Source organism: Actinoallomurus iriomotensis (assembly GCF_030269445.1).
Taxonomy (GTDB): domain Bacteria; phylum Actinomycetota; class Actinomycetes; order Streptosporangiales; family Streptosporangiaceae; genus Actinoallomurus; species Actinoallomurus iriomotensis.
This window is the reverse complement of the sequence record NZ_BSTJ01000002.1, coordinates 618,742-632,162: the sequence shown is the minus strand read 5'-3', so window position 1 is coordinate 632,162 and position 13,421 is coordinate 618,742. Positions and strand designations below refer to the sequence as shown.

Genomic DNA, 13,421 nt, shown 5'->3' with positions numbered 1-13,421 from the left:
GGGAGGCGTTCTAGAGTCGATCTTCAGCCTCCCTGCCCGGAGAACCCCCGCCATGGCATTTCCCGGATTCCGCGGCAAGACGCAGCGCGCGCGGGCCGACGACGACGAACGCGCCATCGCGGCGCTCTACCGTGAGTACCACCGGCCGCTGTTCACCCTCGTCATGCGGGCGACCGGCGGTGACCGCCAGTGGGCCGAGGACGTCGTCCAGGAGACGATGATCCGGGCCTGGCGCAGCATCGACCGGCTCGACCCGGACGGAGGAAGCCTGCTGCCCTGGCTGGCGACGGTCGCCCGCCGGATCGTGATCGACGACCGGCGCCGCAGGAACGCCCGGCCGCCCGAGACCGGCGAGGCCGAGCTGGAGGCGCTGCCGGACCTGGAAGACGGCCTGGAGGACCTCCTGCGCACCATCCTCGTGACCGAGGCGCTGAAGGAGCTGTCTCCGGCGCACCGGGAGATCCTGAACGAGACGATCCTGCGCGACCGTACGGTCAACCAGGCCGCCGAGACCCTCGGCATTCCCGTGGGCACGGTCAAGTCACGCGTCTACTACGCCGTACGGGCGCTGCGCGTCGTCCTGGAGGAGAAGGGGGTGACGACATGAGCGAGCGCGTCGACGCCACGGCCGCGCACACCGACGTCGGGGCGTACGCCCTGGGCCTGCTGGAAGAGGACGACCGGCGGGCCTTCGAGGCCCACCTGACCGGCTGTGACCGGTGCGCGCGCGAACTCGGGGAGTTCGCGGGCATGCGGGAGCTCCTCTCCGGCGTCGCGCCGCCGGAGGATGACGACAGGGACCCACCGTCGGCCGGTCGCGCGGGCGGGCCGGGCGAGCTGTCCCGGCTGCTCCGCCGCCGCGGGATCGACGAGCGTCGTCGCCGCCGCGGTACGACGATCATCGGTCTGGTGGCCGGCGCCGCGCTCCTCGCCGGCGGGGCCGCCGTGGGCGCGTCGGTCACCGGCTCCGGGGACGACCACGGCGACGTGCCGGCGGACCTGCTGGCCTGGGGTGAGATCCGGCGCGCCACCGATCCGAGGACCGGCGTCGCCGGCGTCGTCGCGATGGAGGACAAGGGCTGGGGCACCCACATCGCCCTGGACCTCACCCACGTCACCGGCCCGCGGACCTGCGAGCTGATCGCGGTCTCCACCACGGGGGCGCGGCACGTCATGACCGAGTGGGTCGTCCCCCGGGCCGGATACGGCACACCCGGCGCGCCGGATCACCTCCAGGTGCACGGCGGCACGGCGCTGCGGCGCTCGGACCTGCGGCGGTTCGAGGTGCGCGACCAGAACGACGGAATCCTCCTCGTCATCCCGGTACAGAAGGGGCCGGGGTGGACTGGATCACCGGGCGCGCCCACGCCAGACTAGGGGTGTGTACGACTTCGACGTACTTGTCCTGGGATCCGGGCCCGGAGGGCAGAAAGCGGCGATCGCCGCGGCGAAGCTCGGCCGCCGGGTGGCGGTCGTCGAACGCCGGAACATGATCGGCGGCGTCTGCATCAACACCGGCACCATCCCCTCCAAGACGCTCCGCGAGGCGGTGCTCTACCTGACCGGCCTCAACCAGCGCGAGCTGTACGGCCAGAGCTACCGGGTCAAGGAGGAGATCACCGTCGCCGACCTCGCGGCGCGCACCCAGCACGTGGTGGGCCGCGAGATCGACGTGATCCGGAGCCAGCTCTCCCGTAACCACGTCGCCCTCCTGGACGGCACCGCGCACTTCACCGACCCGCACACCGTCGAGGTGAGCGATCCGCTGACGGGGCGCGAGAACAAGTTCACCGCCGACAAGATCATCATCGCCACCGGCACGCGTCCGGCGCGCCCCGACACGGTCGAGTTCGACGACAGCACGATCATCGACTCGGACGGCATCATCCGCCTCGATCACCTGCCGCAGACCATGGTCGTCGTCGGCGCCGGAGTGATCGGCATCGAGTACGCCTCGATGTTCGCCGCCCTCGGCACCAAGGTCACCGTGGTCGAACGCCGGGAACGCATGCTCGAGTTCTGCGACCTGGAGATCGTCGAGGCGCTCAAGTACCACCTGCGCGACCTCGCGGTGACGTTCCGGTTCGGCGAGACCGTCGCCGCGGTGGAGCGCCGGTCCTTCGGCGGGACGCGGAACGGCGCGATGACCATCCTGGAGAGCGGCAAGAAGATCCCGGCGGACACGGTCATGTACTCCGCGGGCCGCCAGGGCGCCACCGACGAACTCGACCTGGACCGGGCCGGCCTGACCGCGGACGCCCGCGGGCGCATCGAGGTCGACGAGTACTTCCGCACCGCCGTCCCGCACATCTACGCGGTCGGCGACGTGATCGGCTTCCCGGCCCTCGCGGCGACGTCCATGGAACAGGGCCGCCTGGCCGGCCACCACGCGTGCGGCGAGCCGGCCCGCGAGATGCACCAGCTGCAGCCGATCGGCATCTACACGATCCCCGAGATCAGCTTCGTCGGCCGCACGGAGGACCAGCTGACCGCCGAGCGCATCCCGTTCGAGGTCGGCGTCTCCCGCTACCGCGAGCTGGCGCGAGGGCAGATCATCGGCGACTCGTACGGCATGTTGAAACTCCTGGTGTCCCCGGAGGACCGCCGCCTGCTGGGCGTGCACGTCTTCGGCACGGGCGCGACCGAGCTCGTGCACATCGGCCAGACCGTGATGGGCTGCGGAGGGACCATCGACTACCTGGTCGACGCCGTCTTCAACTACCCGACCCTGGCGGAGTCCTACAAGGTCGCCGCGCTGGACACCATCAACAAGATGCGCCAGGTCGCCGCGCTGTCCGAGTAGGACCCGCACCGACGTCGGCCGGGAGGCACGCGCGTGGACGTGGAAGACCTGTCGGAGGCGGAGCGAGCCCTCTGGGACGCCTTCCCGCGTGCGCAGACGGTCGATCTGGGCGGCACCGGTGAGGTGCGCGCGGAGGTCGTCGCCGCGCTGCTGCTGGCCGCCCAGCCGGCCGAGGCGTGGCGGGTGCCCGCCGTGCGCCTGACCGGCGCGCGGATCACCGGCACGCTCGACCTGTCCTTCGCCGAGGTGCGGCACGCGGCGCTGCTGCGCGGATGCGTGTTCGCCGAGCCGGTGGACCTGTACGGCGCGCGGTTACGGCAGGTCAACCTGGCCCGCTCGCGCCTGCCCGGCCTGCGCGCCTCGGACGCGCAGGTCGACGGGCTGCTCTGGCTGGAGGAGTGCCGGTTCGACGGCCCGCTGCAACTCGTCGGCACCCTCATCGACGGCGCGCTGTCACTGCGGTCGGCGCGGCTCACGGGCGCGCTGCGGGCGGACGCCCTGACCGTGGCCCGTACGCTCGACGCCACGGACCTGCGGGTCACGGGTGAGGTCATGCTGCGCGGCGCCCGCGTCGGCGGCGCGCTCACGCTCGACCGCGCCCGCCTGGCCAACCCCGGAGCCGTGGCGGTCAACGCGGACGGCATCGTCCTGGACGACGGCCTGTTCGGCCATGAGCTCGTGGCCGAGGGCGAGGTGAGCCTCCCCGACGCCCGCGTCGCCCGGCAGCTCGTCCTGTCCGGGGCGCGCCTGGCCAACCCCGGCGGCAAGGCGCTGAACGCGGACCGGCTGCGCGTGGACGGCGCCGCCACCCTCGACGGCGGATTCCGCGCCGAGGGCCAGGTCTCGCTGCGGTCGGCGGCGATCGCCGGCACCCTCATGATGCGCGGCGCGCGGCTGGACGACTCCGGCGGCATGGCGTTGAACGCCCACCTGATCACCATCGGGAGCAGCCTGCGGGCGTCGAGCGGTTTCCACGCACGAGGGCGGGTCTCCTTCGACGCCGCGCAGATCCACGGATCGGCCGATTTCCACGGCGCGCGGCTCGTCAACCCCGGAGAGCAGGCGCTCAGCGCCTGCCGGGCGACGGTGACCGGCGGGCTCTTCTGCGACCGGGGATTCCGCGCCGAGGGCCAGATCCGGCTGATCGACTCCACGGTCGGGGCGAGTGCGGAGTTCACCGGCGCGCGCCTGTCCAACCCCGGCGGGCGGTCGCTCACCGCGTACGGCCTGTCCGTCGGCAGCGTGCTGGACTGCTGCGGCGGGTTCCACGCGGAGGGCCGGATGTCGTTCGCCGGCGCGAGGATCGGCGGCGAGATGTGCTTCGACGACGCGCGGATCAGCGCGCCGGGAGAGATCGCGCTGGGCTGCCGGCAGGTCCGCGCGGCGGTGCTGCGGCTGACCACCCGCGACCCCGTCGACGGCACGATCGACCTGCGGCACACCCGGATCGAGGTGCTCCGCGACGACCCCGCGCGCTGGCCCGCGCACACCCGGCTCGACGGCTTCACGTACGAGACGATCGAGACGCCCGGCTCCGTCGGAGCGCGGCTCGGCTGGCTGGAGGACACCGAGGGATACCACCCGCAGCCGTACGAGCAGCTCGCCGCGGCCTACCGCGCCGTAGGCCGCGACGCGGAGGCGCGGACGGTCCAGCTCGCGCGGCAGCGGCGCCGGCGGCGTACGCTCCCGCCGCTCGCCCGCGCCTGGGGGTTCGTACAGGAGTGGACGGTCGGCTACGGCTACCGGCCGCTGCGCGCCGCGCTGTGGCTGGTCGCGCTGCTGGTCGTCGGGACGGCGGTGTTCGGCGCGCACCATCCGGCTCCGCTGCACCGTGACGAGGTGCCGGACTTCAACCCGCCGCTGTACACGCTGGACCTGCTGCTGCCCGTCATCAGCCTCGGCCAGGAGGGCGCCTTCAACCCGCGCGGCGGTGAGCAGTGGCTGGCCGCCCTGCTGATCGCGGCCGGCTGGGTCCTGGCGACCACGATCGTGGCCGGCGCCGGCCGGGTGCTGTCCCGTCAGTGATCGGCGCGTCCGGTGGCGCGCAGCGCGGGCACGGCGAGAAGGAGCGACGCGCCGGCCGCGCCGAAGGCGCGGGACGGCGCCGCGTGGTAGAGCGGCAGCCACGCCACGGGCGCCAGGGCGGCGCCCGCGAAGCGGAACGCCGACACCGCCGACAGCGCGCCGCCGCGGTTGCCGGGGACGGCGCGCATCGTCAGGTTCTGCAGGGCCACGGTGAGCATCGACGCGCCCGCGCCCGCCGCCGTCCAGCACACGATCAGGGCCGGCACCGATCCGGTGCGGCCGATGGCCGCGACGAACGCCGCGGTGGCGACGGTGGCGAGGACGCCGCACACGCGTGGGCCGAAGCGGTCGGTCACGCTGCCCCAGACCGAGCCCAGCAGCAGGCCCGCGACGCCGAAGCCGACCAGCGCGAGCCCGGTCAGGTCCGGCCGCAGGCTCAGCGCGTCACCGGCGTACAGGGCCACGAGGAACGGCAGCGCCGACGCGCAGATGTAGGACAGGAAGGCGCCCGCGGACAGCAGGCCTATGCGGCCGCTGAGCAGCGGACGCCACTCGGGGGCCTCGGCGCCCGGACGCGCGTCACCCGGCGGCGGCGCGAACGCCAGCAGCACGGCCGTCGCGGCCACGACGACGAACCCCAGCCGCCACGACCACACCGCGGCGACCCCGCCGAGGAGCGGCGCGAACGACTGCCCGGCGGCCTGGAAGCTGGAGTAGATCCCGACGGACCGGCTGAGCCGTCCGGGCGGCACCGCCGCGCCGAGCCCGGCGAGCAGGAGCGGCGAGGTGAAGGCGTTGGCGCCTCCCATGAGCGCCCGCCCGGCGAGGAAGGCCGGCAGCGTGGGCGCCAGCGCGCAGCCCGCCGAGGCGAGCGCGTACACCAGGTAGGCGACCTGGACGGTGCGGCGGACGCCCCAGCGCTCGCCGAGCGTGCCGGACGCCAGCTGGAGCACCGCGAACGGCACGAAGTAGGCGGTCAGCGAGGTGGCGACGGCGGAGCTGGAGGCGTGCACGGACCCGCCGATCTGCGGCAGCATCGGCGCCACCACGCCGCCGCCCAGCGGCCCCAGCAGGCCGCCGGCGTACAGCGCCGCGATCTTGAATCGCCGCCGCACCCCGGTCAGCCGGCTCGCGTCGCGGTGAAGGTCAGCCGCACGTAGTCCACGACCGGCTCGTCCAGCCGCGCCGCCACCGCCTCCACGAATGCGCGGTGCTCGGCCGGCGGGATCCGGTCCAGGTGCGCGCCGAGCACGACGATCGCCAGGTAGCCGTGGAACTGCTCGCCCGGCTCCAGCCGCGCCGGATCCTCCACCAGGGCGACCTCGACGTCGGTGAAACCGGCGCGTTCGAGGCGTTCGCGCGTCTCGTCGGTACCGGCGAAGTTCCACATGTCGGTGCGCTCGCCGAGCACGTCCTCGATGGCGGCCCGTACGCGGGCGACGTTGCCCTCGCCGCCGCAGTCGACGGCGAACCGGGCGCCCGGCCGGAGCGCGCGGGCGATGTTCGCGAACAGCGTGTCGTGGTCGTGGATCCAGTGGAAGGTCGCCACGCTGAACGCCGCGTCGGCCGGTTCGGCGACGGGCAGCGGCGCGAGAAGGTCGGCCTGGATCGCCTCGACCCGGTCGAGCCGGTTCGCGAGCCGCTCGCGCAGCCGTTCGAGCATCCGGGCCGATCCGTCGACGGCGACGACGCGGCCGCGGGGGAGCCGGTCGAGCAGCGCCTCGGTGTCGCGGCCGGTGCCGCAGCCCGCCTCAAGGACCGTCTCGTCACCGGCGAACGACAGCCGTTCGAGCGTGCGCCGTCCCCACCGAAGATGCGGCAGCGGAAGCGAGTCGTACGCGGCGGCGTCCCATTCTCGGAGCATCGTTTTCACCTTACCTTTCGGTGATGACCGTACTCCGAGTCTCGCTGGATGAGAGAATTCGTCTCGTCATATGGGATTCATGGCGTCGCTCAGCCGGGCCAGGCCCGCCTCGATCCGGGCCGCCGGGATGGCGCCGTAACCCAGGACGAGGCCCGGCCGGGCGGCCGGGTCCATGGCCACCTCGGCGAGCGTGTGCACCTGGGCGCCGGCCGCCCGTGCGCGCTCCGCCGCAGCCTCGGGGTCGGCGGTCGTGAAGGCGCTGATGTGCAGGCCCGCCGTCGAGGGGACCGGATCGAGCCGGCCGGCGAACTCGCGCCGCAGCGTGCTCATCAGCAGCGCGTGGCGGCCCTCGTACTCGTGCCGCATCCGGCGGACGTGCCGGGCGAGCGCCCCCTCGTCGATGAAGCGGGCCAGGGCGGCCTGCGCCGGCAGCGGGGAGTGCCAGTCGGTGACGAACTTGGCCGCGACCAGCGCCGCCCGCAGCGCCGCCGGCGCCACGAGGAAGCCGATGCGCGTCCGTGGCACCAGCACCTTGGAGAACGAGCCGGTGTAGAGCACCAGCCCGCCCCGGTCGAGGTTCTGCAGGGGCTCGATCGGGCGGCCGCCGAAGCGGAACTCGCTGTCGTAGTCGTCCTCGATCACCGCGGCGCCGTGGCGCCCGGCCCACGCGAGCAGCGCCGTACGGCGGGCCAGAGACATCGGCATGCCGAGCGGGAACTGGTGGGACGGTGTGACGTAGACGGCGCGCGCGTCGTCGGGCAGGGCGTCCACCCGCAGCCCCTCCGCGTCCACCGGTACGCCGGCCACGCGCAGGCCGAGCGACCGGAACAGCATGCGCGCCGGCGGGTATCCGGGCCGCTCCACCGCCACGAGGTCGCCGGGTTCGAGCAGGACCCGCCCGACCAGGTCGAGCGCCTGCTGGATGCCGCCGGTCACGATGACGTCGTCGGCCGACGCGCGCACGCCGCGGGACACCCCGACGTGCCGGGCGATCGCCGCGCGCAGCGCCGGGAGCCCGGCCGGGTCCGCGGACGCCGAGGCCGGTTCCCGCAGCTCGCGCGCCATCATCCGCCGCCACGTCTCGTACGGGAACAGGCGGGGGTCCGGCAGGCCGACACGGAAGTCGAACGCGGGCCGCGCGCCCAGCCAGCCCGGCCACGGCGCGACCGACTCCCACCGGGCACGCGGGCGCAGCGGCGACGCGGCGGGCGCGCCGCGCGGCGCGGAACCGGTCTCCTGGACGAACGTGCCCGCGCCGACCCGGCCGGCGACGAACCCCTCCGCGGCGAGCCGGTCGTAGGCGACGCCGACCGTGTTGCGGGCGACGTCGAGCCGCCGGGCCAGCTCGCGGGTCGCCGGCAGCGCGTCACCCGGACGCAGCCGGCCGTCGAGGATGGCCTCCCGCAGCCGCCGGTAGATCTGCCCGGAGAGGTCGCCGCGCCCGTCGAGGCCGATGTGGAAGTCCATAATGGCTCAACGATATTGCGCGGTTTTGGACCTGGCGCTGAGCCTTTGCGCCTTCCTACGCTCCCGTCCATGGACATCCGCGAACTGAACCGGCGCGCCCTCGCGTACGCCGGGCACGTCATCGAGGGCGCCGGAGAGGCGCGGCCGACCCTGCCGACTCCCTGCGCCGACTGGACCCTGCACGGGCTGCTCCGGCACATCGTCAGTCAGAACGAGGGCTTCGCCGCCGCCGCGCGCGGCAGGGGAGCGGCCCTGTCCGTGTGGCGCGACGGGCGGCTGGGCGCGGACCCGTACGGCGCCTTCGCGGCGTCGGCGAAGCTCGTCACCGAGGCGTTCGGCGAGGAGGGCGTGCTCGACCGGCCGTTCGACCTGCCCGAGGTCCGCGACGGTCTGACGATTCCCGGTGCGGTCGCGATCGGCTTCCACTTCCTGGACACCCTGGTGCACGCCTGGGACGTCGCCGCCACGGTCGGCGCCGTGTGGGAACCCGACGGCGAGCTCGTCACGGCGGCCCTCCCCATCGCCGCCCGGGTACCGCGCGATCCGGAGTCGCGCGGCCCCGGCCTCGCCTTCGAGCCGGTCGTCCCGGTGCCCGACGGCGCGCCGGACCGCGACCGGCTGCTCGCCCTGCTCGGCCGCTCGCCCGGCTGGGAAATCCGTTGACCTCCGCGCGAAGGGTCGGCACCGTGGCCGGATGCTGATCCGACGAGAGACGCCGGCCGACGTCGCGGCGGTCCACGCGGTGACCTCCGCGGCGTTCGCCCGGCCCGGGACGGCGGGCGAGGTGACCGAGGCCCGCCTGCTGAGCGAGCTGCGCGCCTGCGACGCGTGGCTCCCCGCCCTGACCCTCGTCGCCGAGGGCCGGGGCGGGGAGGTGCTCGGCCACGTCGTCTGCACCCGCGGGCGGGTGGTCGCGGTGCCCGTCCTCGCGCTCGGCCCGCTGAGCGTCCGGCCGGAGGACCAGCGGCGCGGCGTCGGGACGGCGCTCGTCCACGCCGTCCTGGGCGCGGCGGACGCCCTCGGCGAGCCGCTGGTCGCCCTGCTCGGCAGCCCCGCCTACTACGCGCGGTTCGGCTTCCGCCCGTCGGCGGAGTACCGGATCACCCCGCCCGTCCCCGAGTGGGACGCCCACTTCCAGGTGCGCGCCCTGTCGGCCCACGACACCGGGATCCACGGCACGTTCGCCTACCCCGAGCCGTTCGACCGGGTCTGAGCGCACACTCCGTTCACTCGGCGACCGCGCGCAGGATGTCCATCCGGCCGGCCCGGCGTGCCGGGCGGAGCGCGGCCAGCACACCGGCGAGCGCGCCGATGACGGCGATCACCACGAGCCGGCCGGCGGGCACGGCGAACGTGCCGCCGGTCGCCGCGCGGGCCAGCGCCCAGCCGGGCAGCAGCCCGATCCCGAGGCCGCCGGCCGTGCCGAACACCGCGACGATGAGCGACTCTCCGCGGATCATCGATCGGATCTGGCCGCGGGTCGCGCCGACCGCGCGGAGCAGTCCCAGCTCGCGGGCCCGCTCGTGGACCGACAGCGACAGCGTGTTGGCGATGCCGAGCAGCGCGATGACGATGGCGAGTGCCAGCATGACGTACACCAGGGTCAGCAGGGAGTTCACCCCGGACGCCTGGGCCTCGACGTAGTCCGCCCGCGTCCGCACGTCGGGGGCCGCGTACGGCCGGGCGGCCGTGGTGACCGCGCGTTCGCCCTCCGTCGTGCCGACGCCCGGCCGCAGGGCGATCAGCACGGTCGTGTCCTGCGGCTGCGGGTCGTGCGCGAGCCAGTCCGCGCGGGGCATCAGGTAGTCGCCCGCCGGACCGCCCGGCTCGTACGTGCCGCCGACCGTGAGCGTGCGGCGGGCGCCGTCGGCGAACAGGACCGTCAGCGGGGTCCCGGTGCGCCAGCCGTGCGCGCGGGCGACCGTGCGGGAGACCGCCAGCCGTCCCGGTGCCAGGCTCGCGGCCGAGCCCAGGTCGAGCATGCGGGCCAGCGCGGCCGGGTCGGCGTAGGCGACGCGCACCGCCCGGCCGTCGATCCGCGCACCGCCGGTGCCCAGGCCGGCGGCCGCCCGGACCTGCGGCAGCCGGGCCACGTCTCCGGCGAGCCGCGGGTCGAACCCGCCGCCGATGCTCGAACCCGTCGTGATCACCAGGTCGCCGCCGAACGACCGCGCGACCGTGTCCCGCACCGACGTGCGCGCGGACGCGGCGAGCACGGTGAGCAGCGTCACCACGCCGATGCCGACCATGAGCGCGGTCGCGGCGCCCGCCACGCGGCGCGGCTCACGCGCCGTGCTCCGCCGCGCCAGCGCGCCGGTCACGCCCCGCAGCGGCACGCCGAGCAGCGCCCCCGCGGGCCGTGCGGCGACCGGGCCGAGCACGACCATGCCCGCGACGCAGGCGACCGCGCCGGCGCCGGCCGCCGCCATCGAGTCGCCGGCGGCCACCGAGCCGGCGAGCAGCGCCACGCCGGCGGCGGTCAGCGCCCCACCGCCGACGGCGCGGCCACGGGACACGCCGGGCCGCTCCGCCTCGGTCTCGCGCAGCGCGGCGACCGGCGGCGTACGGGAGGCGCGGACCGCCGGGAGCAGGCACGACAGGAGCGTGACCACGACCCCGGCCGCGACGGCGACGGCCACCGTCACCGTCGTGACGACCAGCCCGCCGACCGGCAGGGCGGCGCCCATCGCGGTGAACACCTCCTCCAGCAATGCCGCGAAGCCGAGCCCGCCGAACACACCGGCCACGGACGCGGTCAGCCCGAGCACGAGCGCCTCGGTGATCACCGAGGCCAGCACCTGCCGCCGGGACGCCCCGACCGCCCGCAGCAGCGCGGACTCCCGGCTCCGCTGCGCCACGGTGATCGCGAAGGTGTTGTGGATGCCGAGCGTGCCCACCAGCAGCGCGATCCCGGCGAACGCCAGCAGGAACGCGCGGAACATGGTGAGAAAGCCCTTCGTCACCGCGTTCATGCCCTCCCGGCTGAGCGCCCGGCCGGTGACCGCCTCGGTCCCCGCGGGCAGCACGCCCCGCAGCCGGCGCACCAGCTCGCCCTGCGAAACCCCGCTCGCGGCCCGGACCGACACGCCGCTGACGCGGTCCGGCGTCCGCGCGACGTACCGCCGCGCGCCCGCCAGCGTGAACGCCGTGAACGACGTCCCGCCGAAGCCGTCCTCGTCACCGAACCTCGCGATGCCCACGACGCGCACCGGCACCCGCTGCGGCGTGAGCACCGCCGTGAGGTCGCCCACGCGCAGCCGTCCCTTAATCGCGGTCGCGCGGTTGACCACGACCTCGTCGTCGGCGCGCGGCGCACGGCCCTGGACCACGTGGTACGGGTTGAGCCGCGGGTCGGTGAGCCAGTTGCCGGCCGTCCTCGGCCCGAGCACGGCGATCGCCCGGCCGTCGCGGCCGAGCAGCTGACCGGAGCCGCTGATCACCGGCTCTGCGGTGGCCACGCCCGGCACCCGGCGTACCCGGTCCACGACGCCCGCGTCGATCGTGCCCCGTTCGCCGGTCGGCGCGTCGCTGACGTTCGTCGCGCCGCGCACGGAGGCGTCCGTCCCGGCGTACGCCTGGCCGAAGAACCGCCCGATGCTCGCGTTCATCGTGTCGCCGAGCACGAGTGCCCCGGCGAGGAACGCCACCCCGAGGAAGACGGCGGCGAACGAGCCCACGAGACGGCGCCGGCGGGCCCACAGACCCTTGAGCGCGATGCGCGTCACCGCGACCTCCCCATGGTCTCGGCCTCGAAGGCGCTCATGCGGTCGAGCACGGTACGGGCGGTCGGGCCCTCGACGCGGTCGCGGACCCGGCCGTCGGCGAGGAAGACCGCGGCGTCGGCGTACGCGGCCGCGACCGGGTCGTGCGTGACCATGACGATCGTCTGGCCGAGCTCGTCCACGGCCTCGCGCAGGAAGGTCAGGATCTCCGCGCCGGTGCGCGAGTCCAGGTTGCCGGTCGGTTCGTCGGCGAAGATGATCTGCGGTCGCGAGGCGAGCGCCCGGGCGACCGCCACCCGCTGCCGCTGGCCCCCGGACAGCTCGGCGGGGCGGTGCGAAAGCCGGTCGCCGAGCCCGACCGTGGTGACCACGGCGTCGATCCAGGCGCGGTCGGGCCGCGTGCCGGCGAGCGTCAGCGGCAGGGTGATGTTCTCCTCCGCGTCTAGGGCGGGCAGCAGGTTGAACGACTGGAAGACGAACCCGATCCGCTCGCGCCGCAGCACGGTCAGCTGCCGGTCCGACAGGGACCCCAGCTCGACGTCGCCGACGAACACCTGCCCGGAGGACAACGTGTCCAGCCCGGCGACGCAGTGCATCAGCGTCGACTTCCCGGCGCCGGACGGCCCCATGATCGCGGTGAACCGCCCGGCGTCGAACGCGATCGTCACGTCGTCGATCGCCCGTACCTCGGCCGCGCCCGACCCGTACACCTTGGTGGCGCCCACCGCTCGCGCCGCGGCGCTCCGTTCGCCCGTCATCTCGTCTCTTCTCCTCGGGAGTTTCCCCGAGGGTCCCGGCGCGGCACCGCCGGTGTCGTCGCACGGACAGCGGCACCACGGCTGCGTCCGGCAGGGTAGGGGCGCCCGCGCCGGGCTACGCCACGGGGCGTACTCGCGGCGAGCGGCCCGGGGAACCGGCGGAACGGTCCGGTTCCGCGCGCCGTGGACGGGGCATGCTCGCGGCGACACGGGAAAAGTTGCCGTGATCACGGGGTCCGGTTCGGCGTTTCTTCGCTGGACCGCCGCTCACCCGGATGTGTGTACTGACAGGCACCCGAACATCGTGAGGAGGACGCGGTGCGGTTCGACGGCCTGTCCCGCGCGGACGCCGAGGCGGAGCTCCTGACGTGCTGCGCGTCACGGCGCTGGGCGGCGGCCATGGCGGACGGACGGCCGTACGGCTCGGCGGAGCGGCTGCTCGCCGCGGCGGGCCGTGCGGTGCGCGACCTGGACTGGCCGGACGTCGAGGAGGCACTCCACGCCCACCCGAGGATCGGCGAGCGCGCCGCCTCGGCCCTTTCGCGCGCGGAACAGTCGGGCGTCGGCGACGGCGACCGGGCCGCGTTCGCCGCGGCCAACGCCGAGTACGAAGAGCGGTTCGGCCACGTTTTCCTCATCCGCGCCAGTGGGCGCGGCGCGGACGAGATGCTCGCCGAGCTGCGCGAACGCCTCGGCCACGACCCGGCGAAGGAGCGCGAGGTCGTACGCGCGGAGCTGGCCGAGATCACCGAGCTGAGGCTGAGGAGACTGGTGACATGAGC

12 protein-coding genes are annotated in these 13,421 nt (G+C 74.8%); 7 read left to right on the top strand and 5 right to left on the bottom strand.

All coding sequences use genetic code 11. The annotated features are described in order from the left end of the window. The first annotated feature begins 52 nt into the window (after positions 1–52). From QSK37_RS11665 to QSK37_RS11650, 4 genes are read left to right on the top strand one after another with little or no spacing between them, the layout of a single operon-like run. On the top strand, positions 53–607 hold the full coding sequence (locus QSK37_RS11665; protein ID WP_432705554.1) for a sigma-70 family RNA polymerase sigma factor: 555 nt from the start codon (positions 53–55) through the stop codon (positions 605–607). Continuing rightward, on the top strand, positions 604–1,377 hold the full coding sequence (locus tag QSK37_RS11660; protein WP_285619725.1) for an anti-sigma factor family protein: 774 nt from the start codon (positions 604–606) through the stop codon (positions 1,375–1,377). Before QSK37_RS11665 ends, QSK37_RS11660 begins: the two co-directional genes overlap by 4 nt. A gap of 4 nt (positions 1,378–1,381) precedes the next feature. Beyond that, on the top strand, positions 1,382–2,803 hold the full coding sequence (gene sthA, locus QSK37_RS11655; protein WP_285619724.1) for a Si-specific NAD(P)(+) transhydrogenase: 1,422 nt from the start codon (positions 1,382–1,384) through the stop codon (positions 2,801–2,803). Positions 2,804–2,836: 33 nt separating this feature from the next. Then, positions 2,837–4,828, top strand: a complete 1,992-nt coding sequence (locus QSK37_RS11650; RefSeq protein ID WP_285619723.1) for a pentapeptide repeat-containing protein — start codon at positions 2,837–2,839, stop codon at positions 4,826–4,828. Here QSK37_RS11650 and QSK37_RS11645 read toward each other — a convergent pair. From QSK37_RS11645 to pdxR, 3 genes are all read right to left on the bottom strand, one after another. Further along, positions 4,822–5,943 (bottom strand): MFS transporter, encoded by a 1,122-nt coding sequence (locus tag QSK37_RS11645; RefSeq protein WP_285619722.1) that lies wholly within the window; start codon positions 5,941–5,943, stop codon positions 4,822–4,824. The two genes, QSK37_RS11650 and QSK37_RS11645, sit on opposite strands and share 7 nt — an antisense overlap. A 5-nt stretch (positions 5,944–5,948) precedes the next feature. Next, entirely contained in the window at positions 5,949–6,692 is a 744-nt protein-coding gene (locus QSK37_RS11640) for a class I SAM-dependent methyltransferase (protein WP_285619721.1), read from the bottom strand. A gap of 66 nt (positions 6,693–6,758) precedes the next feature. Then, a complete protein-coding gene (pdxR, locus tag QSK37_RS11635; protein WP_285619720.1) occupies positions 6,759–8,159 on the bottom strand; it encodes a MocR-like pyridoxine biosynthesis transcription factor PdxR in 1,401 nt (466 codons plus the stop codon). Positions 8,160–8,228: 69 nt separating this feature from the next. Between pdxR and QSK37_RS11630 the strand changes: the two genes are divergently transcribed. Continuing rightward, complete coding sequence (locus QSK37_RS11630) at positions 8,229–8,822, top strand: TIGR03086 family metal-binding protein (RefSeq protein WP_285619719.1); 594 nt, start codon at positions 8,229–8,231, stop codon at positions 8,820–8,822. Positions 8,823–8,853: 31 nt separating this feature from the next. Next, complete coding sequence (locus QSK37_RS11625) at positions 8,854–9,372, top strand: GNAT family N-acetyltransferase (protein WP_285619718.1); 519 nt, start codon at positions 8,854–8,856, stop codon at positions 9,370–9,372. A 13-nt stretch (positions 9,373–9,385) separates the two neighbouring features. Here the strand turns inward: QSK37_RS11625 and QSK37_RS11620 are convergent, their stop codons facing one another. Both QSK37_RS11620 and QSK37_RS11615 read right to left on the bottom strand, forming a co-directional pair. Continuing rightward, on the bottom strand, positions 9,386–11,884 hold the full coding sequence (locus QSK37_RS11620) for an ABC transporter permease (RefSeq protein WP_285619715.1): 2,499 nt from the start codon (positions 11,882–11,884) through the stop codon (positions 9,386–9,388). Further along, positions 11,881–12,639 (bottom strand): ABC transporter ATP-binding protein, encoded by a 759-nt coding sequence (locus QSK37_RS11615; protein WP_285619714.1) that lies wholly within the window; start codon positions 12,637–12,639, stop codon positions 11,881–11,883. Before QSK37_RS11615 ends, QSK37_RS11620 begins: the two co-directional genes overlap by 4 nt. Before the next feature lie 318 nt (positions 12,640–12,957). Between QSK37_RS11615 and uraD the strand changes: the two genes are divergently transcribed. After that, entirely contained in the window at positions 12,958–13,419 is a 462-nt protein-coding gene (gene uraD / locus QSK37_RS11610; RefSeq protein WP_285619712.1) for a 2-oxo-4-hydroxy-4-carboxy-5-ureidoimidazoline decarboxylase, read from the top strand. The last annotated feature ends 2 nt before the right edge of the window (positions 13,420–13,421 follow it).